The 26,552-nt window shown below is 57.5% G+C and carries 22 protein-coding genes, 3 tRNA genes and 1 pseudogene; 24 read left to right on the top strand and 2 right to left on the bottom strand.

All coding sequences use genetic code 11. From position 1 onward, the window contains the following. The first annotated feature begins 132 nt into the window (after positions 1-132). The 6 genes from dnaJ (at position 133) to AC1MDT_RS25675 (ending at position 7,716) form a co-directional block, all read left to right on the top strand. A complete protein-coding gene (dnaJ, locus tag AC1MDT_RS25650; RefSeq protein WP_480419526.1) occupies positions 133-1,257 on the top strand; it encodes a molecular chaperone DnaJ in 1,125 nt (374 codons plus the stop codon). A gap of 10 nt (positions 1,258-1,267) precedes the next feature. Further along, positions 1,268-2,074, top strand: a complete 807-nt coding sequence (gene dapB / locus AC1MDT_RS25655; protein ID WP_480419527.1) for a 4-hydroxy-tetrahydrodipicolinate reductase — start codon at positions 1,268-1,270, stop codon at positions 2,072-2,074. Between the two features lie 259 nt (positions 2,075-2,333). Beyond that, the gene (carA, locus tag AC1MDT_RS25660) at positions 2,334-3,470 is read left to right on the top strand and encodes a glutamine-hydrolyzing carbamoyl-phosphate synthase small subunit (RefSeq protein WP_201114943.1); all 1,137 of its coding nucleotides are present in this window, start codon (positions 2,334-2,336) and stop codon (positions 3,468-3,470) included. 118 nt (positions 3,471-3,588) lie between these two features. Further along, positions 3,589-6,810, top strand: coding sequence for a carbamoyl-phosphate synthase large subunit (carB, locus tag AC1MDT_RS25665; RefSeq protein ID WP_480419528.1), 3,222 nt, complete (start codon positions 3,589-3,591; stop codon positions 6,808-6,810). Then, positions 6,807-7,283: a transcription elongation factor GreA gene (gene greA / locus AC1MDT_RS25670; protein WP_054050053.1), complete on the top strand. Its 477-nt coding sequence runs from the start codon at positions 6,807-6,809 to the stop codon at positions 7,281-7,283. Before carB ends, greA begins: the two co-directional genes overlap by 4 nt. Before the next feature lie 28 nt (positions 7,284-7,311). Then, positions 7,312-7,716, top strand: coding sequence for an MFS transporter (locus AC1MDT_RS25675; protein WP_480419529.1), 405 nt, complete (start codon positions 7,312-7,314; stop codon positions 7,714-7,716). A 9-nt stretch (positions 7,717-7,725) separates the two neighbouring features. Here AC1MDT_RS25675 and AC1MDT_RS25680 read toward each other — a convergent pair whose 3' ends face one another. Continuing rightward, positions 7,726-8,034, bottom strand: coding sequence for a YhbY family RNA-binding protein (locus AC1MDT_RS25680; RefSeq protein ID WP_007942889.1), 309 nt, complete (start codon positions 8,032-8,034; stop codon positions 7,726-7,728). A gap of 105 nt (positions 8,035-8,139) precedes the next feature. Between AC1MDT_RS25680 and rlmE the strand changes: the two genes are divergently transcribed. The 17 genes from rlmE to AC1MDT_RS25765 all read left to right on the top strand — a co-directional run bounded on the left by rlmE (position 8,140) and on the right by AC1MDT_RS25765 (position 24,096). After that, a complete protein-coding gene (rlmE, locus tag AC1MDT_RS25685; protein WP_223516380.1) occupies positions 8,140-8,772 on the top strand; it encodes a 23S rRNA (uridine(2552)-2'-O)-methyltransferase RlmE in 633 nt (210 codons plus the stop codon). A 200-nt stretch (positions 8,773-8,972) separates the two neighbouring features. Next, positions 8,973-10,883 (top strand): ATP-dependent zinc metalloprotease FtsH, encoded by a 1,911-nt coding sequence (gene ftsH / locus AC1MDT_RS25690; protein WP_480419530.1) that lies wholly within the window; start codon positions 8,973-8,975, stop codon positions 10,881-10,883. A gap of 8 nt (positions 10,884-10,891) precedes the next feature. Next, on the top strand, positions 10,892-11,743 hold the full coding sequence (gene folP / locus AC1MDT_RS25695; RefSeq protein WP_480419531.1) for a dihydropteroate synthase: 852 nt from the start codon (positions 10,892-10,894) through the stop codon (positions 11,741-11,743). 16 nt (positions 11,744-11,759) lie between these two features. Further along, positions 11,760-13,097, top strand: a complete 1,338-nt coding sequence (gene glmM / locus AC1MDT_RS25700) for a phosphoglucosamine mutase (protein ID WP_480419532.1) — start codon at positions 11,760-11,762, stop codon at positions 13,095-13,097. A gap of 66 nt (positions 13,098-13,163) precedes the next feature. Continuing rightward, positions 13,164-13,919, top strand: coding sequence for a triose-phosphate isomerase (gene tpiA / locus AC1MDT_RS25705; RefSeq protein ID WP_480419534.1), 756 nt, complete (start codon positions 13,164-13,166; stop codon positions 13,917-13,919). Between the two features lie 4 nt (positions 13,920-13,923). Continuing rightward, positions 13,924-14,307, top strand: coding sequence for a preprotein translocase subunit SecG (gene secG, locus AC1MDT_RS25710; RefSeq protein ID WP_201194393.1), 384 nt, complete (start codon positions 13,924-13,926; stop codon positions 14,305-14,307). Between the two features lie 22 nt (positions 14,308-14,329). Beyond that, positions 14,330-14,415, top strand: a tRNA-Leu gene (locus AC1MDT_RS25715). A gap of 96 nt (positions 14,416-14,511) precedes the next feature. After that, a tRNA-Met gene (locus AC1MDT_RS25720) sits at positions 14,512-14,588 on the top strand. A gap of 138 nt (positions 14,589-14,726) precedes the next feature. Continuing rightward, on the top strand, positions 14,727-15,185 hold the full coding sequence (gene rimP / locus AC1MDT_RS25725) for a ribosome maturation factor RimP (protein ID WP_010463487.1): 459 nt from the start codon (positions 14,727-14,729) through the stop codon (positions 15,183-15,185). A gap of 47 nt (positions 15,186-15,232) precedes the next feature. Beyond that, positions 15,233-16,714, top strand: coding sequence for a transcription termination factor NusA (nusA, locus tag AC1MDT_RS25730; protein ID WP_008024459.1), 1,482 nt, complete (start codon positions 15,233-15,235; stop codon positions 16,712-16,714). Positions 16,715-16,741: 27 nt separating this feature from the next. Then, positions 16,742-19,273 carry a translation initiation factor IF-2 gene (gene infB / locus AC1MDT_RS25735; protein WP_480419535.1) on the top strand — a complete coding sequence of 844 codons (2,532 nt, stop codon included), beginning with the start codon at positions 16,742-16,744 and terminating at the stop codon, positions 19,271-19,273. A gap of 159 nt (positions 19,274-19,432) precedes the next feature. After that, entirely contained in the window at positions 19,433-19,834 is a 402-nt protein-coding gene (gene rbfA / locus AC1MDT_RS25740; RefSeq protein ID WP_008149016.1) for a 30S ribosome-binding factor RbfA, read from the top strand. 3 nt (positions 19,835-19,837) lie between these two features. Beyond that, positions 19,838-20,755: a tRNA pseudouridine(55) synthase TruB gene (truB, locus tag AC1MDT_RS25745; RefSeq protein WP_480419536.1), complete on the top strand. Its 918-nt coding sequence runs from the start codon at positions 19,838-19,840 to the stop codon at positions 20,753-20,755. 117 nt (positions 20,756-20,872) lie between these two features. After that, positions 20,873-21,142 (top strand): 30S ribosomal protein S15, encoded by a 270-nt coding sequence (gene rpsO / locus AC1MDT_RS25750; protein ID WP_003197723.1) that lies wholly within the window; start codon positions 20,873-20,875, stop codon positions 21,140-21,142. A gap of 195 nt (positions 21,143-21,337) precedes the next feature. After that, the gene (gene pnp / locus AC1MDT_RS25755; protein WP_201114931.1) at positions 21,338-23,443 is read left to right on the top strand and encodes a polyribonucleotide nucleotidyltransferase; all 2,106 of its coding nucleotides are present in this window, start codon (positions 21,338-21,340) and stop codon (positions 23,441-23,443) included. 138 nt (positions 23,444-23,581) lie between these two features. Next, positions 23,582-23,657, top strand: a tRNA-Thr gene (locus AC1MDT_RS25760). 133 nt (positions 23,658-23,790) lie between these two features. Beyond that, positions 23,791-24,096 carry a DUF6388 family protein gene (locus tag AC1MDT_RS25765; protein WP_414906537.1) on the top strand — a complete coding sequence of 102 codons (306 nt, stop codon included), beginning with the start codon at positions 23,791-23,793 and terminating at the stop codon, positions 24,094-24,096. A gap of 161 nt (positions 24,097-24,257) precedes the next feature. On the opposite strand, the gene nadC is transcribed toward AC1MDT_RS25765, so the two are convergent. Then, a complete protein-coding gene (gene nadC, locus AC1MDT_RS25770; protein ID WP_480419537.1) occupies positions 24,258-25,106 on the bottom strand; it encodes a carboxylating nicotinate-nucleotide diphosphorylase in 849 nt (282 codons plus the stop codon). Positions 25,107-25,379: 273 nt separating this feature from the next. Between nadC and AC1MDT_RS25775 the strand changes: the two are divergent. Further along, positions 25,380-26,520 (top strand): annotated as a pseudogene (locus AC1MDT_RS25775) (DUF1631 family protein). The last annotated feature ends 32 nt before the right edge of the window (positions 26,521-26,552 follow it).

Raw genomic sequence — 26,552 nt, forward strand, 5'->3', positions numbered from 1 at the left:
AAAGTACCGCATCGAATCAAAGACCAGGATCGTTGAATTGACGTGAGTTGGGTCCGGGCCTGTATTGGGGCTCAACGAGTTTGGCGAGGCTCAGGAGAGGTTTGCCAAACGTCCTTAAGAGTGCAAAGACTTATGGCAAAGCGTGACTATTACGAAGTATTGGGTGTTGAGCGTGGCTCAAGCGAGTCAGACCTGAAAAAGGCCTACCGTCGCCTGGCGATGAAGCACCACCCGGACCGTAATCCCGATGACAAAACGTCGGAAGATATGTTCAAAGAGGCTAATGAAGCCTACGAAGTGCTGTCCGACTCCAATAAGCGCGCAGCCTACGACCAGTATGGTCATGCCGGTGTCGACCCAAGCATGGGTGGCGGCGGTGCCGGTTTTGGTGGTCAGAACTTCTCCGACATCTTTGGTGATGTCTTCAGTGACTTCTTTGGCGGTGGTCGCGGCGGTTCCCGTGGCGGCGCGCAGCGCGGCAGCGACCTGCGTTACACCCTGGAGCTGAATCTGGAAGAAGCGGTGCGCGGTACGACCGTGAATATCCGTGTTCCGACACTGGTCAACTGCAAGCCGTGCGACGGCTCGGGTGCCAAGAAAGGCTCTTCGCCGATCACCTGTCCGACTTGCGGCGGTATCGGTCAGGTCCGCATGCAGCAAGGCTTTTTCTCGGTGCAGCAAACCTGCCCGCGTTGCCATGGCCAAGGCAAGATCATTTCCGATCCGTGCAACTCCTGCAATGGCGAAGGGCGTGTCGAAGAATACAAGACCCTGTCGGTAAAAGTGCCGGCCGGTGTCGATACCGGTGATCGCATTCGCCTGTCTGGTGAAGGCGAGGCGGGTGCGCAGGGTGGCCCGACTGGCGACTTGTACGTGGTGATCAATGTGCGCGAGCACGCGATCTTCCAGCGCGACGGCAAGCACCTGTTCTGCGAAGTGCCGATCAGTTTTGTAGATGCAGCATTGGGCGGCGAGCTGGAAATTCCGACTCTCGATGGCCGCGTCAAGCTGAAGATCCCGGAAGGGACTCAAACCGGCAAGCAGTTCCGTGTTCGCGGCAAGGGCGTTGCGCCAGTGCGCGGCGGTGGTGCCGGTGATCTGATGTGCCGTGTGGCGGTCGAAACGCCGGTCAATCTGGGGCGTCGTCAGCGCGAATTGCTGGAAGAGTTCCGCCGCTCGTTGGCGGACGACAACAGTCATTCGCCGAAAACCACCGGTTGGTTCGAAGGCGTGAAGCGCTTCTTCGGCGATTTGTAAGGAGACAGGCATGCGACGTATTGCAGTGATGGGCGCCGCCGGGCGCATGGGCAAGATTCTGGTCGAAGCGGTGCAGCAGCGCGCACCGCTGACCGGTTTGACGGCCGCCATCGTGCGACCCGGCAGCACGCTGATAGGTGTGGATGCTGGTGAGCTGGCATCGCTGGGACGTATCGGTGTGCCGTTGTCCGGTAATCTGGACGCGGTGGCGGATGAGTTCGATGTGTTAATCGACTTTACCCTCCCGGAAGTCATGTTGAAAAACCTGGCGTTCTGCCGTAAGGCGGGCAAGGCCATGGTGATTGGCACGACAGGATTGGATGCTGCGCAGAAGCACTTGCTGGCGGAGGCGGGCAAGGACATTCCTATCGTGTTCGCCGCCAATTTCAGTGTTGGCGTGAACCTGTCGTTGAAGCTGCTGGATATGGCGGCTCGTGTGCTCGGTGATGATGCGGATATCGAGATCATCGAGGCTCACCATCGGCACAAGATCGATGCGCCTTCAGGTACGGCGCTGCGTATGGGTGAAGTGATTGCCAGTGCGCTCGACCGTGATCTGCAGAAGGTCGCGGTGTATGGCCGTGAAGGGCACACCGGTGCGCGCGAACGTGAAACGATTGGCTTTGCCACTGTTCGCGGTGGTGATGTGGTCGGTGATCACACCGTGCTGTTTGCCTGTGAAGGTGAGCGCCTGGAAATCACGCACAAGGCTTCCAGTCGCATGACCTTCGCCAAGGGGGCGGTACGTGCTGCTTTGTGGCTGGATGGTCGTGAACCAGGCCTTTATGACATGCAAGACGTGCTCGACCTGCGTTAATATGCGCCCGAAATCGGGTTCAAACGCAGCGTTTGAGCCCGGTTTTACTCCGCCAAGCGACGTCCTGTCGCATTCTCCAGCCTTTAAGGCTCATTGGCGGTAGACCAAAAATGCCTTTTTCTGTAAGCTACAGCTTTAGTGTGTCCACTAAAAGCGCGCAGAATTATTCGGTGAAGAAGCGGGGTGACGTGTCCATACGTCACTCCGCTTTTTTGCAACCTGCGATCGCCCTTTCAGGCTTTATTTACGGGAGGTCTTCTTGACTAAGCCAGCCATACTCGCCCTTGCTGATGGCAGCATTTTTCGCGGCGAAGCCATTGGAGCCGACGGTCAAACCGTTGGTGAGGTGGTGTTCAACACCGCCATGACCGGCTATCAGGAAATCCTTACCGATCCTTCCTACGCCCAACAGATCGTTACCCTGACTTACCCGCACATCGGCAACACCGGCACTACGCCGGAAGACGCCGAGTCTGACCGCGTCTGGTCCGCTGGCCTGGTCATCCGTGACCTGCCGTTGGTTGCGAGCAACTGGCGTAACACGATGTCTCTGTCCGACTACCTGAAAGCCAACAACGTTGTGGCAATCGCTGGTATCGACACCCGCCGCCTGACACGCATCCTGCGTGAAAAAGGCGCACAGAACGGCTGCATCATGGCCGGTGACAACATTTCCGAAGAAGCCGCCATCGCCGCCGCCCAGGGTTTCCCTGGCCTGAAAGGCATGGACCTGGCGAAAGTTGTCAGCACCAAAGAAAAGTACGAGTGGCGCTCGACTGTCTGGGATCTGAAAACTGACAGCCACGCAACCATCGACGCGTCCGAACTGCCGTACCACGTGGTTGCCTACGACTACGGCGTCAAGTTGAACATCCTGCGCATGCTGGTTGAGCGCGGTTGCCGCGTAACCGTGGTGCCGGCTCAAACGCCCGCCGCTGAAGCGCTGGCTCTGAAGCCGGACGGCGTGTTCCTGTCCAACGGCCCTGGTGATCCGGAGCCTTGCGACTACGCGATCCAGGCGATCAAGGACGTGCTGGAGACCGAAATTCCGGTATTCGGCATCTGCCTCGGTCACCAGCTGCTGGCCCTGGCCTCTGGTGCCAAGACCCTGAAAATGGGTCACGGCCACCACGGTGCCAACCACCCGGTCCAGGATCTGGACACCGGCGTTGTGATGATCACCAGCCAGAACCACGGTTTTGCGGTAGACGAAACGACCCTGCCAGCCAACGTTCGGGCGATCCACAAATCGCTGTTCGACGGCACCCTGCAAGGCATCGAGCGTACCGACAAGAGCGCCTTCAGCTTCCAGGGTCACCCTGAAGCCAGCCCTGGCCCGAACGACGTAGCACCACTGTTCGATCGCTTCATCAACGAAATGGCCAAGCGACGCTAATCGCTCGCCTTGATGCAGCAAAGCTTGAGGGCGGCCCCGCAACCGGCGGCCCCCTCAAGGCTTCAAAGATTGAACAAGACGGCTTGCCGACTGACCTGCGGATTTGAGTGACAAACCCATGCCAAAACGTACAGACATTAAAAGCATCCTGATTCTCGGCGCTGGCCCGATCGTAATCGGCCAGGCCTGCGAATTCGACTACTCCGGCGCCCAGGCTTGTAAAGCCCTGCGCGAAGAGGGTTACCGCGTCATCCTGGTGAACTCCAACCCGGCCACCATCATGACCGATCCGGACATGGCCGACGCGACCTACATCGAGCCGATCAAGTGGCAGACCGTTGCCAAGATCATCGAGAAAGAGCGTCCGGACGCGCTGCTGCCAACCATGGGTGGCCAGACTGCGCTGAACTGCGCACTGGATCTGGAGCGTGAAGGCGTTCTGGAGAAGTTCGGCGTTGAAATGATCGGTGCTAACGCCGATACCATCGACAAGGCTGAAGACCGTTCGCGCTTCGACAAGGCGATGAAGTCCATCGGCCTGGACTGCCCGCGCTCCGGTATCGCCCACAGCATGGAAGAGGCCAACGCGGTTCTCGAAAAGCTCGGCTTCCCGTGCATCATCCGTCCGTCCTTCACCATGGGCGGCACCGGTGGCGGTATCGCTTACAACCGTGAAGAGTTCGAAGAAATCTGCGCCCGCGGTCTCGACTTGTCGCCGACCAAAGAGCTGCTGATCGACGAATCCCTGATCGGCTGGAAAGAATACGAGATGGAGGTTGTCCGCGATAAGAAGGACAACTGCATTATCGTTTGCTCGATCGAAAACTTCGACCCGATGGGCGTGCACACCGGTGACTCGATCACCGTGGCTCCGGCACAAACCCTGACGGACAAGGAATACCAAATCATGCGTAACGCCTCCCTGGCGGTACTGCGTGAAATCGGCGTTGAAACCGGCGGCTCCAACGTTCAGTTCGGCATCTGCCCGGACACCGGCCGTATGGTCGTGATCGAGATGAACCCGCGTGTATCCCGTTCTTCGGCACTGGCCTCGAAAGCCACTGGTTTCCCGATCGCGCGTATCGCTGCCAAGCTGGCGATCGGCTACACCCTGGACGAGCTGCAGAACGAAATCACCGGCGGCGCTACTCCTGCGTCCTTCGAGCCGTCCATCGACTACGTCGTTACCAAGCTGCCACGTTTCGCCTTCGAGAAATTCCCGAAAGCCGACGCTCGCCTGACCACTCAAATGAAGTCGGTCGGTGAAGTCATGGCCATCGGCCGCACTTTCCAGGAATCCCTGCAGAAAGCGCTGCGCGGTCTGGAAGTGGGCGTTTGCGGTCTGGACGAGAAACTCGACCTGAGCAACCCGGAAAGCATGAGCGTGCTCAAGCGCGAACTGACCGTGCCGGGCGCCGAGCGTATCTGGTACGTGGCTGACGCCTTCCGCGCCGGTCTGTCGGTCGAAGATATTTTCGGCATGAACATGATCGATCCGTGGTTCCTGGTACAGATCGAAGATCTGATCAAGGAAGAAGAGAAGGTCAAGACCCTGGGGCTGGCCAGCATCGACCGCGACATGATGTTCAAGCTCAAGCGCAAAGGCTTCTCCGACATGCGTCTGGCCAAATTGCTGGGCGTGACCGAGAAGAGCCTGCGTCGCCACCGTCACAAGCTCGAAGTGTTCCCGGTCTACAAGCGTGTTGATACCTGCGCGGCCGAGTTCGCCACCGACACCGCTTACCTCTACTCGACATACGAAGAAGAGTGCGAATCCGCGCCGTCGGGTCGCGACAAAATCATGATCCTGGGCGGCGGTCCTAACCGCATCGGCCAAGGCATCGAGTTCGACTACTGCTGCGTACACGCGGCGCTGGCACTGCGCGAAGACGGGTACGAGACCATCATGGTCAACTGCAACCCGGAAACCGTATCCACCGACTACGACACCTCCGATCGCCTGTACTTCGAGCCGGTAACCCTGGAAGACGTGCTGGAAATCGTCCGCGTCGAGAAGCCGAAAGGCGTGATCGTCCAGTACGGCGGCCAGACCCCGCTGAAACTGGCGCGTGCCCTGGAAGAAGCCGGCGTGCCGATCATCGGCACCAGCCCGGACGCCATCGACCGTGCAGAAGACCGTGAACGCTTCCAGCAGATGGTTGAGCGTCTGAACCTGCGTCAGCCGCCAAACGCCACCGTGCGCAGCGAAGACGAAGCGATTCGCGCTGCGGCCAAGATTGGTTACCCGCTGGTGGTTCGTCCGTCCTACGTCCTGGGCGGCCGCGCGATGGAAATCGTTTACGAAGAAGAAGAGCTCAAGCGCTACTTGCGTGACGCGGTGAAAGTGTCCAACGACAGCCCGGTGCTGCTTGACCACTTCCTCAACTGCGCCATCGAAATGGACGTGGATGCAGTTTGCGACGGCACCGACGTGGTGATCGGCGCGATCATGCAGCACATCGAGCAGGCTGGCGTTCACTCCGGTGACTCCGCGTGCTCCCTGCCGCCGTACTCGCTGCCTGGGCACATCCAGGACGAAATGCGCGAACAGGTCAAGAAAATGGCCCTGGAGCTGGGTGTTGTCGGCCTGATGAACGTTCAGTTGGCGCTGCAGGGCGAAGACATCTACGTTATCGAAGTCAACCCGCGCGCATCCCGTACCGTACCGTTCGTGTCCAAGTGCATCGGTGTTTCCCTGGCAATGATCGCGGCTCGCGTCATGGCTGGTAAAACCCTGAAGGAAATCGGCTTCACCAAAGAAATCATTCCGAACTTCTACAGTGTGAAAGAGGCGGTATTCCCGTTCGCCAAGTTCCCTGGTGTGGACCCGATCCTGGGCCCAGAGATGAAGTCCACCGGTGAAGTGATGGGCGTGGGCGACACCTTCGGTGAAGCATTCGCCAAGGCTCAGATGGGCGCCAGCGAAGTGCTGCCGACCGGAGGTACCGCGTTCATCAGCGTGCGTGACGACGACAAGCCACTGGTTGCAGGCGTGGCCCGTGATCTGATCAACTTGGGCTTCGAAGTGGTGGCTACTGCCGGTACTGCCAAGATGATCGAAGCCGCAGGCTTGAAAGTGCGTCGTGTGAATAAGGTGACCGAAGGTCGTCCACACGTGGTCGACATGATCAAGAATGATGAAGTCACGCTGATCATCAACACCACCGAAGGTCGTCAGTCGATCGCTGATTCGTATTCCATTCGTCGTAATGCCTTGCAGCACAAGATTTACTGCACCACCACTATTGCTGCTGGCGAAGCTATCTGTGAAGCGCTGAAGTTCGGTCCCGAGAAGACCGTGCGCCGCTTGCAGGATCTACACGCAGGATTGAAGGCATGATCAAGTACCCAATGACCGTCCAGGGCGCCAAAGCCCTGGAAGAAGAACACGCTCACCTGACCAAGGTCGTTCGTCCGAAGCTTAGCCAGGACATCGGTACGGCCCGCGAGTTGGGTGATTTGAAGGAAAACGCTGAATACCACGCTGCTCGCGAGCAGCAGGGGATGGTCGAGGCGCGGATCCGTGATATTGAAGGCCGCATGCAGAACGCGGTGATCATCGATGTCACGACCATTCCTCATACCGGCAAAGTGATTTTCGGTACCACCGTTGAAATCGCCAACGTCGAAACCGACGAAACCGTCACTTACCACATCGTGGGTGAGGACGAGGCTGACTTCAAACTGGGCAAGATTTCAGTGGGTTCGCCACTGGCTCGCGCACTGATCGCCAAGGAAGAGGGCGATGTGGTAGCGGTCAAAACGCCTAGCGGCGTTATCGAGTACGAGATTGTCGAAGTCCGCCACATCTGAAAGAAGGCGCCCGCTACGCGCGGGCGCGATGCTTTGGCAGTTGACTCAGATGTTGTGGGTGGGTGGCCTGTGGCTGTTGCATATCGGTCTGCTGCCGGCGCTGGGCAAAATTGGTCTGGCGCCGCTGCTGATCGACGAAATCGAAGGCATGATGGATACGCTGATGGTGGGATTCGCCACGGCGTGTGTGATTTTTCAGGCTTTGGTTCTGGTTCAGGCCGAGGGCCTTGTCAGTCTATGGCGGGATATTCGCGGGCAACTGCTGATGATGGCGCTGTATGCGTGCGCAATGTATTTCGTTGTGCGCTTCGGTTGGTCGGATGCAGTGCGCTGGGAAGAGTTCAGCTATCTTGTTCTGGGCTTTTCCGGGCTGGTGCTGGTGTTGCAGCCGGTACCGGGATGGAGTGGCAGGGTGCGCGAAGCACACCCTTGACCCTTGCCATCACTTGAAGCGATGGACGTTCGACAGCTGCTTGTTGACGCTGAAGTTCTTGCGGTAAATCAGTGCCATCTTGCCGATGACCTGAACCAGGTCCGCTTTGCCGACCTTGCAGAGTTCTGCAATGGACGCCAGGCGCGATTCGCGATCGAGGATGTTGAGCTTGATTTTAATCAGCTCGTGATCCGCCAACGCGCGTTCAAGTTCGGCTAACACACCTTCAGTCAAACCGTTGTCAGCCACAATCAAAACTGGTTTCAGATGGTGGCCAATGGATTTGTACTGTTTCTTCTGCTCTTGAGTGAGCGGCATAATCTGACCCCTGCGTCTGATCTTGTAAAAAGCGGCGGCCAGTTTACCCGAGCGAGTCCGGGACCGCCCAGTTAATCACGACCCGTTTTATTTTTGAGGTGGCCCGTGGCCCGTTCCAAGACAAGCCTTAAATGGCTGCAAGAGCATTTCAACGACCCATTCGTAAAAATGGCGCAAAAAGACGGGTATCGCTCCCGTGCCAGTTACAAACTGCTGGAAATTCAGGAAAGAGACCGTCTGATCCGTCCTGGCATGAGCGTTATCGACCTTGGTGCAGCCCCGGGTGGCTGGTCCCAGGTGACCAGTCGTCTGATTGGCGGGCAGGGGACGCTGATTGCTTCCGACATCCTGGAAATGGACAGCATCCCTGATGTGACCTTCATTCAGGGCGACTTCACTGAGGACGCCGTACTGGCACAAATCCTTGAAGCGGTCGGAAATAAGGAAGTGGACCTTGTGATTTCCGATATGGCCCCCAATATGAGTGGACTGGCCTCTGTTGATATGCCGAAGTCGATGTTCCTGTGCGAGTTGGCGCTGGATCTTGCGACTCGAGTGTTGAAGCCAGGTGGTGATTTTTTGATCAAAATCTTCCAGGGTGAAGGTTTCGACGAATACCACAAGAGCGTTCGCAAGCAGTTCGAGAAGGTTACGACGCGCAAGCCGAAATCGTCGCGTGACCGCTCCCGTGAGCAGTACTTGCTGGGCCGTGGTTTCCGCGGGCGCAGTGAGGAGTAAGAGGTTTTTCGACCGGGGTGATAGGTTTTTCGTATTTCGCCCCGTGAGCTTTAGCGAATATTGTGTAGAAAGTGTTTCACAAAGGGTTACAGACGGCGCCTGCCAGAGCCGTAGGTAATGTAGTAAGTTAGGCCGGTGAATATCATGCGAAGCGCGCGCCATTAGCGGAGCTTGCTTCAGAGGGTAGTTAATTGAACGATATGGCAAAGAATCTGATCCTGTGGTTGATCATCGCGGCTGTCCTGGTGACGGTGATGAACAACTTCTCCAGCCCTAACGAGCCGCAGACCCTCAACTATTCCGACTTCATCCAGCAAGTTAAGGATGGCAAGGTCGAGCGCGTAGCGGTTGACGGCTACGTGATTACCGGCAAGCGCAACGATGGCGACAGCTTCAAGACCATTCGTCCTGCAATTACGGATAACGGTCTTATCGGCGATCTCGTGGATAACCACGTCGTAGTCGAAGGCAAACAGCCTGAACAGCAAAGCATCTGGACTCAACTCCTGGTCGCAAGCTTCCCGATCCTCGTGATCATCGCCGTGTTCATGTTTTTCATGCGGCAGATGCAGGGCGGTGCCGGGGGCAAGGGCGGGCCGATGAGTTTCGGCAAAAGCAAGGCGCGTCTGCTTTCCGAAGACCAGGTGAAAACCACCTTGGCTGACGTTGCCGGCTGCGACGAAGCTAAAGAAGAAGTCGGCGAACTGGTCGAGTTCCTGCGTGATCCGGGCAAGTTTCAGCGCCTGGGCGGTCGCATTCCTCGCGGCGTACTGATGGTGGGTCCTCCCGGTACTGGTAAAACCTTGTTGGCCAAGGCGATTGCCGGCGAAGCCAAAGTGCCGTTCTTCACTATTTCCGGTTCCGATTTCGTAGAAATGTTCGTGGGTGTCGGTGCCAGCCGTGTACGTGACATGTTTGAGCAGGCCAAGAAGCATGCTCCATGCATCATCTTCATCGACGAAATCGATGCCGTTGGTCGCCATCGTGGCGCCGGTATGGGTGGCGGTCACGACGAGCGCGAACAGACTCTCAACCAGTTGCTGGTGGAGATGGATGGCTTCGAAATGAATGACGGCATCATCGTCATTGCTGCAACCAACCGTCCGGACGTACTGGACCCGGCGTTGCTGCGTCCAGGCCGTTTCGACCGTCAGGTCGTGGTCGGTCTGCCGGACATTCGTGGTCGGGAGCAGATTCTCAAAGTTCACATGCGTAAAGTGCCGATGGGTGACGACGTTGCGCCGGCTGTGATCGCTCGCGGCACGCCTGGCTTCTCCGGCGCCGACCTGGCAAACCTGGTGAACGAAGCATCGTTGTTTGCTGCCCGTACCGGCAAGCGAATCGTCGAAATGAAAGAGTTCGAACTGGCCAAAGACAAGATCATGATGGGCGCCGAGCGCAAATCCATGGTCATGTCCGAGAAAGAGAAGCAAAACACCGCTTATCACGAAGCGGGCCACGCCATTGTCGGTCGTGTCGTGCCAGAGCATGACCCGGTCTACAAGGTGTCGATCATCCCGCGCGGTCGTGCGCTGGGTGTGACCATGTTCCTTCCGGAAGAAGATCGCTACAGCCTGTCCAAGCGTGCGCTGATCAGCCAGATCTGCTCGTTGTACGGCGGCCGTATTGCTGAAGAAATGACTCTGGGCTTCGATGGCGTGACCACTGGTGCGTCCAACGACATCATGCGAGCCAGCCAGATTGCTCGGAACATGGTGACCAAGTGGGGGCTGTCGGAAAAACTCGGTCCGCTGATGTATGCCGAAGAAGAGGGTGAAGTATTCCTTGGTCGCGGCGGTGGTGGTCAGAGTGCAAGCTTCTCCGGTGAAACCGCCAAGCTGATCGACTCCGAAGTTCGCAGCATCATTGACCAGTGCTACGGCACGGCCAAACAGATCCTTACGGACAACCGTGACAAGCTCGATGCCATGGCTGATGCCTTGATGAAGTACGAAACGATCGATGCCGATCAGATCGACGACATCATGGCAGGTCGTACGCCTCGCGAACCTCGTGACTGGTCGGGCGGCACCGGTACTTCCGGAACACCTCCGGTGGTGCAGGATGAGCGTCCGGAAACACCGATCGGCGGTCCGGCTGCTGACGTTTAAGGTTTGAAATGACTTTTGTTCAGTCCTCGACCCGGTTGCCCTGCGGCAATCGGGTTCTTGATTTGGCCCAGACGCATGTCATGGGCATTCTTAATGTCACTCCTGACTCCTTCTCTGATGGCGGCCAATACAGCCAGCTCGATGCGGCCCTGCGCCACGCCGAAGCCATGGTGGTGGCCGGCGCGACGCTGATTGATGTCGGTGGTGAGTCGACCCGGCCGGGTGCCAGGGCGGTTTCGCCATTGGAAGAGCTGGAGCGCGTAGCCCCCATCGTTGAGCGCATTCATCGCGAGCTGGATGTGATCATTTCGGTCGATACCTCCACGCCGTCCGTCATGCGCGAAACCGCACGGCTAGGGGCGGGGTTGATCAATGATGTTCGTTCACTGCAGCGCGATGGCGCTCTGGATGCGGCTGCGGCGACAGGTCTGCCGGTCTGTCTGATGCATATGCTCGGTGAGCCGGGCGACATGCAGGACAATCCGCAGTATCAGGACGTTACGAAAGAAGTGAGTGTGTTTCTCGCCGATCGCATGGCTCAGTGTGCCTCGGTGGGGATTCCTGCTGAACGGATCATCCTTGATCCTGGCTTCGGCTTCGCTAAAACCTTGCAGCACAATCTAAGCCTGTTCAAACATATGGAAGCCTTGCATGCCTTGGGGCGGCCTCTATTGGTCGGGGTTTCGCGAAAGAGCATGATCGGCCAGGCTTTGAATCGCGCGGTCGGGGAGCGTCTGTATGGCGGTCTTGCGCTCGCGGCGCTGGCGTCGTTCAAGGGGGCGCGTATATTGCGCGTCCACGATGTAGCCGAAACAGTCGATGTGGTGAGGATGATCGCCGCAGTACAATCATCGGAATAAGAATGATGGAGCGCTTATGACTAAGAAATACTTTGGTACTGACGGCATTCGTGGTCGGGTTGGTGAGTACCCGATTACTCCTGACTTCATGCTCAAGCTCGGCTGGGCGGCTGGCATGGCGTTCCGCAAAATGGGCGCGTGCAAAGTGCTGGTGGGCAAGGACACCCGGATTTCCGGTTACATGTTCGAATCGGCGCTCGAGGCGGGACTGACGTCGGCGGGCGCTGACGTAATGCTCCTGGGGCCGATGCCGACGCCGGCCATTGCCTATCTGACGCGTACATTCCATGCGGAAGCCGGAATCGTAATCAGCGCCTCGCACAATCCGCACGACGACAACGGCATCAAGTTTTTCTCCGGGAAGGGCACCAAGCTTCCTGATGAAATCGAGTTGATGATCGAGGAGTTGCTCGATACCCCGATGACCGTGGTTGAGTCGAGCAAGATCGGCAAGGTGTCGCGAATCAATGATGCCTCGGGTCGTTACATTGAATTCTGCAAGAGCAGTGTGCCGACAGGCACCAACTTCGCAGGCCTGAAGATCGTGGTCGACTGCGCTCATGGCGCGGTCTACAAAGTCGCACCTAGCGTGTTCCGTGAACTGGGCGCCGATGTTGTCGTGCTGTCCGCGCAACCAAACGGTCTGAACATCAACGAAAACTGCGGTTCGACCCATATGGCTCAGTTGCAAGCTGCCGTGTTGGCTGAGCATGCCGACCTGGGTATCGCGTTTGATGGCGATGGTGATCGGGTTTTGATGGTCGATCACACCGGCGCTGTCGTCGATGGTGACGAGTTGCTGTACATCATTGCTCGTGATCTGCACGAGCACGATAAGTTGCAGGGCGGCGTGGTGGGTACGCTCATGAGTAACCTGGGGCTTGAGCTGGCCCTGGCGGATCTATCGATTCCATTTGTCCGTGCCAACGTTGGCGACCGCTATGTGATCGCTGATCTGCTCGAGCGCAACTGGATGGTCGGTGGCGAAAACTCGGGACATATCGTCTGCTTCCATCACACCACTACCGGTGATGCGATCATCGCTGCGCTGCAAGTGCTGATGGCGCTCAAGACTCGCTCCGAAGGGTTGGCGCAAGCCCGTCAGGCGCTGCGCAAATGCCCTCAGGTGTTGATTAACGTGCGTTTTGGAGGGGGTGAGAGCCCGCTCGATCATCCGTTGGTTAAAGAGGCCAGTGAGCGCGTTACCAAGGCGATGGCCGGTCGTGGGCGCGTGTTGTTGCGCAAGTCCGGAACGGAGCCTTTGGTGCGTGTAATGGTTGAAGGCGAAGACGAAACACAGGTTCGCGGCTACGCCGAAGAGCTGGCAAATCTGGTTACTGAAGTTTCTGTCTGAATTCGGCTTGCCAGCCATCATTGTGTTGGGTAACATCTGCGCCCACTTTGACCGACGAGGTACAGCATGCGTCGCCCTATGGTAGCTGGTAACTGGAAGATGCACGGTACCCGCGCCAGCGTCGCTGAGCTGATCAACGGCCTTAGTCGTTTGGCCTTGCCGAGCGGTGTTGATGTTGCGGTATTCCCGCCTTGCTTGCATATCAATCAAGTGATTGATGGTTTGAAAGGAAAGTCGATTTTGGTCGGCGCGCAGAATTCTGCGGTGGAATCCATGCAAGGCGCCTTGACCGGTGAGGTTGCTCCGAGTCAGTTGGTGGATGCAGGCTGTTCCCTTGTGCTTGTCGGGCACTCCGAACGCCGCCAGATTATGGGCGAGCGAGACGGTATGCTGAATCGCAAGTTCGCAGCGGCACAGGCATGTGGCTTGATTCCGGTGTTGTGCATAGGGGAAACCCTTGAGCAGCGCGAAGCCGGAAAAACTCTTGAGGTTGTCTCGCGTCAGCTAGGCAGTATCATGGAAGAGCTGGGTGTCGGTGCGTTTGCAAAGGCAGTAATCGCTTACGAGCCGGTCTGGGCCATTGGCACCGGGCTGACTGCTTCGCCGCAACAGGCGCAGGATGTGCACGCAGCCATTCGCGCTCAGTTGGCGGCAGAGAATTCTGAAGTCGCACAAGGTGTGCGGCTTCTATACGGCGGCAGCGTGAAGGCGGCCAATGCGGTCGAACTGTTCGGCATGCCGGATATCGATGGGGGGCTCATTGGTGGGGCGTCCCTGAATGCAGATGAGTTCGGTGCGATTTGTCGCGCCGCGGGAAACTGAAAAAATGCTGGAAACAGTCGTAGTCGTTTTTCATCTGCTGGGTGCGTTGGGCGTAGTTGCTCTGGTATTGCTGCAGCAGGGTAAGGGTGCGGATGCTGGCGCGTCTTTCGGAGCAGGTGCTTCAAATACTGTGTTCGGAAGCCAAGGTTCCTCTACCTTTCTTAGTAAGTTTACTGCTATACTTGCCGCCGGTTTCTTCATAACCAGCTTAGGGTTAGGTTACTTTGCTAAAGAGAAGGCTCACCAGCTGACTCAAGTAGGTTTGCCAAACCCGGCAGTGTTGGAAGTTCCAAAGCAAAAACCGGCTTCTGATGATGTACCGGTGCTTCAAGAGCAAAAGTCGGCTACTCCAGCGACTGACGTGCCTCCAGCTCAAGAGCAAAAGTAAGAAGGGTTTCAAACGTAGTATTGCCGAGGTGGTGGAATTGGTAGACACGCAACCTTGAGGTGGTTGTGCCCATAGGGTGTAGGGGTTCGAGTCCCCTTCTCGGTACCAATTATCAGGAGAGCCCGCTGTTGCGGGCTTTCTTGTAGGTGGAAGGTTACATTGACCCTGTCAGGGATCGGTCGTATACTTCCGCCCCAGCTTTGTCGCGGGGTGGAGCAGTCTGGTAGCTCGTCGGGCTCATAACCCGAAGGTCGTCGGTTCAAATCCGGCCCCCGCAACCAGTTTAAGGAGCCCCTTTTAAGGGGCTTTTTGTTAGCTGGACACTTTCAACGCCGCTATTCAACGGCGTTTCAAGGATGGGCGTTTCGCCCATTTTTTTATTTTGCACAGCATGCACATACATGCACGAGGGGGTTCAGGTGTCGAGCAAGCTAGAAGAGTTGCAGGCCTTGCTGGCCCCGGTGGTCGTGGCCCTAGGCTATGAATGCTGGGGTATTGAGTTTTCGGCTCAAGGTCGCCACTCAATGTTGCGCGTTTATATTGATAAAGAGGGCGGCGTGCTGGTGGACGATTGTGCCATCGTCAGTCGTCAGATCAGTGGTGTCCTGGATGTTGAAGATCCAATCGCCGTTGAATACACCCTTGAAGTTTCCTCGCCTGGCATGGAACGCCCACTGTTCACTATTGAGCAGTTTGCAAAATTTGCCGGTGAACAAGTGAAGATCAAGCTGCGCTCGCCTTTTGAAGGACGACGCAACTTTCAGGGCCTTCTGCGCGGTGTAGAAGAGCAGGACGTCGTGGTGCAGGTTGAAGACCATGAGTTCCTGTTGCCGATCGATATGATCGACAAGGCCAACATTATTCCCAGTTTTGACTGAGACGCGGATCCCGCGGATCCAATGGCTTGCGAAAGGCGAGGCGTACGATGAGCAAAGAAGTACTGCTGGTTGTTGAGTCGGTATCCAATGAAAAGGGCGTACCGGCAAACGTAATTTTTGAAGCGTTGGAGCTGGCCCTGGCCACTGCTACCAAAAAACGTTTCGAGGACGAAGTCGATCTGCGTGTGGAAATCAATCGCCACACCGGTGCTTACGAGACATTTCGTCGCTGGACGGTCGTCGAAGAAGCAGATCTGGACGATCCGGCCATCGAAACCTGGCCGAGCAAGGTTGCCGAAACGCATCCAGGCGCCCAGGTCGGTGATGTAGTCGAAGAAAAGATCGAGTCCATCGAGTTTGGCCGCATCGCTGCACAGACTGCCAAGCAAGTCATCGTGCAAAAAGTTCGCGAAGCCGAGCGTGCTCAAGTGGTTGACGCCTATCGCGAGCGCCTGGGGGAAATCATCTCCGGCACCGTGAAGAAAGTGACCCGCGACAACGTGATCGTCGACCTGGGCAACAACGCCGAGGCGTTGCTGGCTCGTGAAGACATCATTTCTCGCGAAACCTTCCGGGTTGGCGTGCGTCTGCGTGCGCTGCTCAAGGAAATCCGCACCGAGAACCGCGGCCCGCAGCTGATCCTGTCGCGTACCGCGCCGGAAATGCTGATCGAGTTGTTCCGCATCGAAGTGCCGGAAATCGCTGAAGGCCTGATCGAAGTAATGGCCGCCTCCCGTGACCCGGGTTCGCGCGCCAAGATCGCGGTCCGCTCCAAGGACAAACGCATTGATCCGCAAGGCGCTTGCATCGGTATGCGCGGTTCGCGCGTCCAGGCAGTGTCCGGCGAATTGGGCGGCGAGCGTGTAGACATCGTCCTGTGGGACGATAATCCGGCTCAGTTTGTGATCAATGCAATGTCGCCGGCTGAAGTGGCGGCAATTATCGTTGACGAAGATGCCCATGCAATGGACATCGCCGTTGGCGCAGACAATCTGGCTCAGGCCATCGGTCGTGGTGGTCAGAACGTGCGTCTGGCTAGCCAGTTGACGGGTTGGACCCTGAACGTGATGACCGAATCGGACATCCAGGCTAAGCAGCAAGCAGAAACCGGCGACATCCTGCGCAACTTCATCGACGAGCTGGAAGTCGACGAAGACCTGGCACAGGTGCTGGTAGATGAGGGCTTCACCAGCCTGGAAGAGATTGCCTACGTACCGTTGGAAGAAATGCTCAACATCGACGGCTTTGACGAAGAAACCGTCAACGAGCTTCGTGCTCGTGCCAAGGATCGTTTGTTGACCAAAGCCATCGCTACTGAGGAAAAGCTGGCAGACGCCCATCCGGCCGAAGACCTGCTCTCGCTTGAGGGTATGGACAAGGATTTGGCGATGGAACTGGCGGTGCGCGGCGTAATTACCCGCGAAGACCTGGCCGAGCAGTCTATTGACGACCTGCTCGACATCGACGGCATTGACGATGATCGTGCCGGCAAGTTGATCATGGCCGCCCGAGCCCACTGGTTCGAGTAATTAGGCGCGGCCTGAGGAGAGAAGTGCATGACGCAAGTCACGGTGAAACAACTGGCCGATGAGGTCAAAACACCGGTAGAGCGCCTGTTGCAGCAGATGCGTGAGGCAGGTCTGCCGCACACCGCCGCCGAAGAACATGTGACTGACAGTGAGAAGCAATCTTTGCTGACTCACTTGAAAAGCAGCCACAAGGCGAAAGTGGAAGAACCACGCAAGATCACGCTGCAGCGTAAAACCACCAGCACCCTGCGTGTTGCTGGCAGCAAAAGCATCAGCGTTGAAGTCCGTAAAAAGAAAGTTTTCGTACAGCGCAGCCCGGAAGAAATCGAAGCCGAGCGCAAACGCGAACTGGACGAACGTCGCGCAGTAGAAAATGCTGCTCGTCAGAAGGCTGAAGAAGAAGCCAAGCGTCGCGCCGAAGAAGAAGCGCGTCGCCAGCCTGCTGCTGCGCAAACCGCTACTACCGACGCTGTCGCAGCACCTGCTGCGGTTGCCGAACCAGTGCGTGAAAGCGCTCCGGTTATGGCTGCTGCACCGGCACCGGCACCCTCTGCCGATGCTCGCAAGCAGAACGAACAGCGCCGTCCGGACAAACCACGTGCCGACGATAACAATCGTCGTGGCAGTGGCGATGGTGAGCGCAAAAACGCTCCGCATCGTGCTTCGGTCAAAGAGAAAGCGCCTGCTCCACGGGTTGCGCCACGTACTACCGACGAAGAAAGCGATGGCTTCCGTCGTGGTGGTCGCGGCAAGGCCAAGCTGAAGAAACGCAACGCTCACGGTTTCCAGAGCCCAACCGGCCCTGTAGTGCGCGAAGTGAAGATCGGCGAGACCATCACTGTTGGCGATCTCGCCCAGCAGATGTCGGTCAAGGCTGCTGAAATCATCAAGTTCATGTTCAAACTGGGTACTCCAGCGACCATCAACCAGGTACTGGATCAGGAAACTGCTCAACTGGTTGCCGAAGAGCTGGGCCACAAAGTGACCCTGGTCAGCGACACCGCCCTGGAAGATTCCCTGGCCGAGTCCCTGAAGTTTGAAGGTGAGTCGTTCTCCCGTGCACCAGTCGTGACCGTAATGGGCCACGTTGACCACGGTAAGACCTCGCTGCTCGACTACATCCGTCGTGCCAAGGTAGCTGCTGGCGAAGCTGGCGGCATCACCCAGCACATCGGTGCGTACCACGTTGAAACTGACCGCGGTATGGTGACGTTCCTCGACACCCCTGGTCACGCCGCGTTTACCGCCATGCGTGCTCGTGGTGCCAAGGCGACCGACATCGTGATCCTGGTGGTTGCAGCGGACGACGGCGTAATGCCGCAGACCATTGAAGCCGTTCAGCACGCCAAGGCTGCCGGTGTTCCGCTGGTTGTTGCAGTGAACAAAATCGACAAGCCGGGCGCCGATCTCGATCGCATCCGTAGCGAACTGTCGGTTCACGGCGTGACCTCGGAAGAGTGGGGCGGCGACACCCCGTTCGTATCGGTTTCGGCGAAAGTCGGTACTGGCGTGGACGAGTTGCTCGAAGCTGTTCTGCTGCAAGCCGAAGTTCTCGAACTGAAAGCGACCCCTTCGGCTCCTGGCCGTGGCGTTGTGGTTGAATCGCGTCTCGACAAAGGTCGTGGCCCGGTTGCAACCGTTCTGGTTCAAGACGGTACCCTGCGCCAAGGCGACATGGTGCTGGTCGGTTCGAACTATGGCCGCGTTCGCGCCATGCTCGACGAGAACGGCAAGCCAATTAAAGAAGCCGGTCCTTCCATCCCGGTCGAGATCCTCGGCCTGGACGGTACTCCGGATGCTGGCGACGAGATGAGTGTGGTTGCCGACGAGAAGAAAGCCCGTGAAGTGGCTCTGTTCCGTCAAGGCAAGTTCCGCGAAGTCAAACTGGCCCGTGCTCACGCTGGCAAGCTTGAAAACATCTTCGAGAACATGGGTCAGGAAGAGAAGAAGACGCTTAACATCGTCCTCAAATCTGACGTACGTGGTTCGCTGGAAGCGTTGAACGGTGCCTTGAACGGCCTGGGTAACGACGAAGTGCAAGTGCGTGTTGTCGGTGGCGGTGTCGGTGGTATCACCGAGTCCGACGCCAACCTGGCACTGGCCTCCAATGCTGTACTGTTCGGCTTCAACGTGCGTGCCGATGCTGGCGCTCGCAGGATCGTCGAGCAGGAAGGTCTGGATATGCGTTACTACAACGTGATCTACGACATCATCGAAGACGTCAAGAAAGCCCTCACCGGTATGCTGGGCAGCGATGTTCGCGAGAACATCCTGGGTACCGCTGAAGTGCGTGACGTGTTCCGTTCGCCGAAGTTCGGCGCGATCGCCGGTTGCATGGTTATCGAAGGTGTTGTTCACCGTAACCGTCCAATCCGTGTACTGCGTGAAGACATCGTTATCTTCGAAGGCGAGCTGGAATCCCTGCGCCGCTTCAAGGATGACGCTTCCGAAGTACGTGCCGGCATGGAATGCGGTATCGGCGTGAAGAGCTACAACGACGTCAAAGTCGGTGACAAGATCGAAGTCTTCGAGAAGGTTCAGGTTGCTCGCAGCCTCTAACTCGCGCACTTCAAGAGCCGTGATGGCCAGCCGCATGCAGTTGCGCGGCGCATCAGCAGGACTCTAAACGCAACGCCCGGTCTGGCTTTTGTCAGGCCGGGCGTTTGCCGCTTTCAGACCCCACGGGTTTCACCGTGAGGCAGTAACAGGTAACAAGACATGGCAAAAGAATACAGCCGTACCCAACGTATCGGCGATCAGATGCAGCGTGAGCTGGCACAGCTGATCCGTCGTGAAGTCAAAGACCCGCGCGTCGGCCTGGTCACCATTACCGCTGTTGAAGTCAGCCGTGACGTCGGTCACGCGAAGATTTTCATCACCGTGATGGGGCAGGACAACGCCGAAGACATCGCGCAAAGCATCAAGGTGCTCAACTCCGCTGCCGGTTTCCTGCGCATGCAGTTGGCCCGTGAGATGAAGTTGCGCAGCGTTCCACAGTTGCACTTCCACTACGACGAAAGCGTCGTGCGTGGTGCGCACCTGTCGGCGCTGATCGAGCGTGCGGTGGCTGAAGACAATCAGCACCCGGTGGCGGCTGAAGCCGAAGACACCAAGGAGTAATCGGTGGCTCAGGTCAAACGTATCCGTCGTAACGTCAGCGGTATCATCCTGCTCGACAAGCCGCTGGGGTTCACCTCCAACGCAGCGTTGCAGAAGGTCCGCTGGTTGCTGAACGCCGAGAAGGCCGGGCACACCGGCAGTCTCGATCCGCTGGCCACCGGCGTGCTGCCGTTGTGCTTCGGTGAAGCCACCAAGTTCTCGCAGTACCTGCTCGATTCCGACAAGGCTTATGAAACCCTGGCGCAACTGGGCAAGACCACCACCACGGCGGATGCCGAAGGTGAAGTTTTGCAGGAACGCCCGGTGACCGTTGGTCGCGCCGATATCGAAGCTGTGCTGCCCAATTTTCGTGGGCAAATCAGTCAGATACCGCCGATGTACTCGGCCCTCAAGCGTGATGGCCAACCGCTGTACAAGCTGGCCCGTGCAGGCGAAGTAGTGGAGCGTGAACCGCGTTCTGTTACTATTGCGCGCTTGGAATTACTGGCCTTCGAAGGTGATACTGCGCGGCTTGCGGTGGATTGCAGCAAAGGCACCTATATCCGCACCCTGGTGGAGGATATTGGTGAGCAACTCGGTTGTGGCGCTTACGTCGCTGAATTGCGACGTACCCAGGCCGGGCCTTTCACACTGGCGCAGACTGTCACGCTTGAAGAGCTGGAAGCCGTACATGCCGAAGGCGGCAACGAAGCAGTCGACCGCTTCTTGATGCCATCGGACAGCGGCCTGCTGGATTGGCCACTGTTGCATTTCTCGGAGCACAGCTCGTTCTACTGGCTTAACGGCCAACCGGTACGGGCCCCGGATGCACCGAAGTTCGGCATGGTACGGGTACAGGATCACAACGGTCGCTTCATCGGCATCGGTGAAGTGAGCGAAGACGGGCGCATCGCGCCGCGTCGACTGATTCGGTCAGAATGACCGGACGAGGGTGGCTGTTAACAGGCACGGTCACTACTCATTTTTAGATACAGGGATTTGTCCCTGGCCTGTTGAAGCTGTTTCTTTGAAACAGTTTCCTGATAAAAGGATTGCCTCATGGCTCTCGACGTTCAAGAAAAAGCTCAAATCGTAGCTGACTACCAGCAAGCTGTTGGTGACACTGGTTCGCCAGAAGTGCAAGTTGCACTGCTGACCCACAACATCAACAAACTGCAAGGTCACTTCAAGGCCAACGGTAAAGATCACCACTCCCGTCGTGGTCTGATCCGCATGGTAAACCAGCGTCGTAAGCTGCTGGACTACCTGAAAGGCAAGGACGTGAGCCGTTACAGCGCTCTGATCGCTCGCCTGGGTCTGCGTCGCTAATAAGCGATTGCGCTAGAGGTTGGTTGTCTGTCGTACGTCAGTGGGTTTCCCGCTGGCGCATGGCAGGCTCCCAGCCTCAAGTTTTATCTGGATAGTCGTTTTACCCTGGACAGGCGTTGGGCCGATTCCCGACATTGCCCAAGAATTTCGCAAGAAGACAAGTTCCCCAAGAGCCACAAAAGAAGGTAGGACACCGTGAACCCGGTAATCAAAAAATTCCAGTTCGGTCAGTCGACCGTTACCCTCGAGACTGGCCGTATCGCCCGTCAGGCCTCCGGCGCAGTATTGGTCACCGTTGACGACGACGTCAGCGTATTGGTGACCGTAGTCGGTGCCAAACAAGCTGATCCAGGCAAGGGCTTCTTCCCTCTGTCCGTTCACTACCAGGAAAAGACTTACGCTGCCGGTAAGATCCCTGGCGGTTTCTTCAAGCGCGAAGGCCGTCCTTCCGAGAAAGAAACCCTGACTTCCCGACTGATCGACCGTCCGATCCGTCCGCTGTTCCCAGAAGGCTTCATGAACGAAGTGCAGGTTGTCTGCACCGTCGTTTCCACCAGCAAGAAGACCGATCCGGACATCGCTGCGATGATCGGTACCTCGGCCGCCCTGGCCATCTCCGGCATTCCTTTCGATGGCCCGATCGGCGCTGCCCGCGTTGCGTTCCACGAAAGCACCGGCTACTTGCTGAACCCGACTTACGAACAACAGAAAGCTTCGAGCCTGGACATGGTCGTTGCCGGTACTTCGGAAGCCGTGTTGATGGTTGAATCGGAAGCCAAAGAGCTGACCGAAGACCAGATGCTGGGCGCGGTACTGTTTGCTCACGACGAGTTCCAGGTTGTGATCAACGCTGTTAAAGAACTGGCTGCCGAAGCTGCCAAGCCAACTTGGGCCTGGGCTCCACAGCCAGAAGCCACCGCTCTGCTGGGCGCTATCCGTGCCGAGTTCGGCGACGCGATCTCCCAGGCTTACACCATCACCATCAAGGCCGACCGTTACGCTCGCCTGGGTGAGCTGAAAGACCAGGTTGTTGCCAAGCTGTCCGGCGAAGAAGGCCAGCCTTCTTCCAGCGAAGTCAAAGCAGCATTCGGCGAAATCGAATACCGCACCGTTCGCGAAAATATTGTGAACGGCAAGCCACGTATCGACGGTCGCGACACCAAGACCGTACGTCCTTTGAACATCGAAGTCGGTGTTCTGCCTAAGACCCACGGTTCGGCACTGTTCACCCGTGGCGAAACCCAGGCTCTGGTTGTTGCAACACTGGGCACCGCCCGTGACGCACAACTGCTGGACACCCTGGAAGGCGAGAAAAAAGACCCGTTCATGCTGCACTACAACTTCCCTCCGTTCTCGGTAGGTGAGTGTGGTCGCATGGGTGGCGCTGGTCGTCGCGAAATCGGTCACGGCCGTCTGGCCCGTCGTTCGATTGCAGCCATGCTGCCTGCTGCCGACGTGTTCCCGTACACCATTCGTGTTGTGTCGGAAATCACCGAGTCCAACGGTTCGAGCTCCATGGCTTCCGTTTGCGGCGCTTCCCTGGCGCTGATGGACGCTGGCGTTCCGATGAAGGCACCGGTTGCCGGTATCGCCATGGGTCTGGTTAAAGAAGGCGAGAAGTTCGCCATCCTGACCGACATCCTGGGTGACGAAGATCACCTGGGCGACATGGACTTCAAAGTAGCCGGTACCGCCAAAGGTGTTACCGCGCTGCAGATGGACATCAAGATCAAAGGCATCACCGAAGAAATCATGGAAATCGCTCTGGGCCAAGCCCTGGAAGCGCGCCTGAACATCCTCGGTCAGATGAACCAGATCATTGGCCAGTCGCGTACCGAGCTGTCGGAAAACGCTCCGACCATGATCGCGATGAAAATCGACACCGACAAAATCCGTGATGTCATCGGTAAAGGCGGCGCGACCATTCGTGCGATCTGTGAAGAGACCAAGGCTTCGATCGACATCGAAGACGACGGCTCGATCAAGATCTTCGGCGAAACCAAGGAAGCGGCTGAAGCTGCACGCCAGCGCGTTCTGGGCATCACCGCAGAAGCAGAAATCGGCAAAATCTATGTCGGTAAGGTTGAGCGTATCGTCGACTTCGGCGCATTCGTCAACATCCTGCCTGGCAAAGACGGTCTGGTACACATCTCGATGCTGAGCGACGCTCGTGTCGAGAAAGTGACCGACATCCTGAAAGAAGGCCAGGAAGTGGAAGTACTGGTACTGGACGTGGACAACCGCGGCCGTATCAAGCTGTCCATCAAAGACGTAGCAGCAGCCAAGGCTTCGGGCGTTTAATCACTCCCCACGCCTGACCGCTTCAACGTTTTAGAAATGCCCCGCAGTGAAAGCTGCGGGGCTTTTTTTTGTCTGTAGGAAATTGAGTCGATTTGTGAAGTTGCCTGCCCCCAAAGTCAGTGCTAGGTTTAGCCGACCGCCCGTGTAGCTCAGTTGGTAGAGCAGCGCACTCGTAACGCGAAGGTCGCAGGTTCAATTCCTGTCTCGGGCACCAGCGATACCTTGTTTTCAGACGATCCCGAATGGTTCTGAAGGCCAGACAAACCGGGCTTTAAACGGTTTTTTGCGTCAGAGAGATCCTTGATGATCCAGATCCATCTTCCATTCCCCAGATCAAAGAGAACGCCATGACCGTTAAAGAATTGACCCAAGAAGCCAGACACGAAGAAGCCCTCAAAAAGTACGCACTGGACGCGCACGAGTTGATGGAAGAGATCAAGGACTTGCCTGCCGATGATCAGAAGGACCAGATCCAGTGGGCATTCGAGGATGAGGCGGAAGCTCAGGGCTTGCAGCCATGGGAGCTGACGCTCAAGTACACCTCGACCCCTGAAGAGTTCGAGGCGAAGCGCCTGGAATTGCATAAAGAGGCGGCCGAGGTGTTGGGCGTCGAGTGGGAAGAGTACTGCGAGATGAACAATCTGGTGGTCTGAAAAAACGCCAGCCTCAATAGGGCTAATGCCGACATTACTGTAGGAGCGAGCTTGCTCGCGATGGACTCAAGAGCGCCGCGTTTAGCCAGTAAACACGCGTTATCGTTAACGACCATCGCGAGCAAGCTCGCTCCTACAGTGGAGTACGGGCTGGCGTTTGATCAGAGGCTCAGTCTCATCGACAGGTCGACAGCCTTTACGTCCTTGGTCATCGCACCAATCGAAATGTAATCCACCCCGGTGTCGGCGATGGGCAGCAGCGTGCTTTCGTTGATGCCACCGCTGGCCTCCAGCTTCGCCTTGCCCGCGTTCAGCCGAACGGCTTCACGCATGTCATCCAGGCTCAGTTCGTCGAGCATGATGATGTCTGCACCTGCGGCCAGGGCCTCTTTCAGCTCACCCAGGCTCTCTACTTCGATTTCCACTGGTTTGCCCGGGGCAATCTTGTGCGCGGCCTTGATGGCCTCGGGGATGCCACCGCAGGCAGCGATATGGTTTTCCTTGATCAGAAACGCGTCATACAGACCGATGCGGTGATTGTGGCAGCCGCCACAGGTCACGGCGTACTTCTGGGCCAGGCGCAGGCCCGGGAGGGTTTTGCGGGTGTCGAGCAGCTTCACCTGCGTCCCGGCAACGAAATCCGCCAGGTATTGCGCGCGCGTGGCCACGCCAGAGAGCAATTGCAGGAAATTCAGCGCACAGCGTTCACCGCTGAGTAGCGAGCGTGCCGGGCCTTCGAGGTGGAACAGCGCCTGATTAGGTTTCACCCGTTCGCCGTCGCGCACCTGCCAATGCACCGCTACACGCGGGTCCAGCTGTCGGAATACTGCATCGACCCACGCTGTGCCGCTGATGACAGCGTCGTCCCGGGTAATGATGGTGGCTTTGGCCAGCCGTTCGGCCGGGATCAGCTGCGCGGTGATGTCGCCGCTGCCGATGTCTTCGAGCAACGCACGGCGCACGTTGGCTTCGATTTCGGCGGTCAAATCGGCGAGACGTAGATTCGGCATAACGGACTCCACAAACAAAGTGGCTCGATTATAGGGCCATGGCGGGGGCAACCCAAGGCATCCGCGTGGTTCAGATCGCTCTGAAATTTGCATTTGGTCGATTCCCTGGAGAAATCGGCATATGCAGCGGTCATTCGTAAGTGTCTATTTCCAGGAAGCGTGCAGAGTCTGCTGGTACAAATGACACCTTTTGCAGATAATTCGCCTTGCGTTTGACGTCATGGCTTTGACGTTTGTCGCTTTACGAACCTACTCACCCTGTCAGGAGGCTGGATGCACAACGACGGGAATGTAGTGCCTTTGCACAGGGTCACTGCCGATCAGGCGATTCCCTCGCCGCTCGCCCGCCTGCCTGTGATTCTGCTTCAGGTTCGCGACAAGGCTGCGCAGCAGCTCAGGCGTGGTTTGCAGGATCTGTTCGACAACGCCGACGATACCCTGTTTGAAATGGCTGATCGTGCTCGCAATGGTGTTGAGCGGCATCTTTTCTTCGAGGCCATGCGCGACCTGCGCCTCAAGCGAAAAAGCATCGAACGGGTCTTTCTCGAGCAATTCTTCGAAGCCTTTGTCAGCCTCATGCCCCAGGACATCACTCAAGCAACCATGCCCCGGGCATTGGTCGTCGACACCTCTATGTCGCAAGCCGACCACGACATCGAGCGCAACGTGGCAGTGGACGGCATGGTCAGTAAAGTGCTGAACCGCGACGGTTTCGCCCTTGACCAACTGGCTGCGCGACTCAGCGCATTGTTGCGCAAGCCACTGGTCGATCAACACAACCCCTTGGGACGTCTTGCCACAGCGCGTCGTGGTATTTGTCCAGGACGCCTGGAGCAACGTGCTGCTGCTGACTTGCCTCAAACACGGCGATGGCTCAGCCCAGTGGCATGCTGATGTGCAAACCATGGAGCAACTGATCTGGAGTGTGCAGCGTCATGACGAACCCGGTGCGAGCCTGCGTTTGTTGGCGCTGGTGCCGGGCTTGCTCAAGTCATTGCGTAATGGGCTGAACGGTTCGGCGTTTGATCCGTTCGCCACCGGTGAGTTTTTCAGTGAGCTGGAAAGCTTGCACGTTCAGTTGTTCGAGCATCCGCGGCAGATACCTGAACAGGCTGGGAATGAACCGGTGATGATCGAGGTGCGGGAAGCAGTCGTTCTGCGAACGGCCGACGAAGGCCCGGTCGAGGCGACCTTGATCCGTTTACCGGAGGACGATGCGGGTGTGCTTCAGGTCGGTCAACTGCGTCTGGGCAGCTGGGTCGAGTTCAAGGAAGACGAGGAACACACCCTTCGCTGCAAACTGGCCCTGGGATTCCGCTGTGGCACGGTGCGCGCGCTCGACGACACGTTGTTGTTCGACCGGGCCCTGGATTCGGTGATCGACCACCTGCGGCGCCTCAATCACGGCAAGTGATCGCGCGCCGAGGGTCTATCGCGGCATACTGG

It is taken from the genome of Pseudomonas sp. ASL7 (assembly GCF_056680375.1).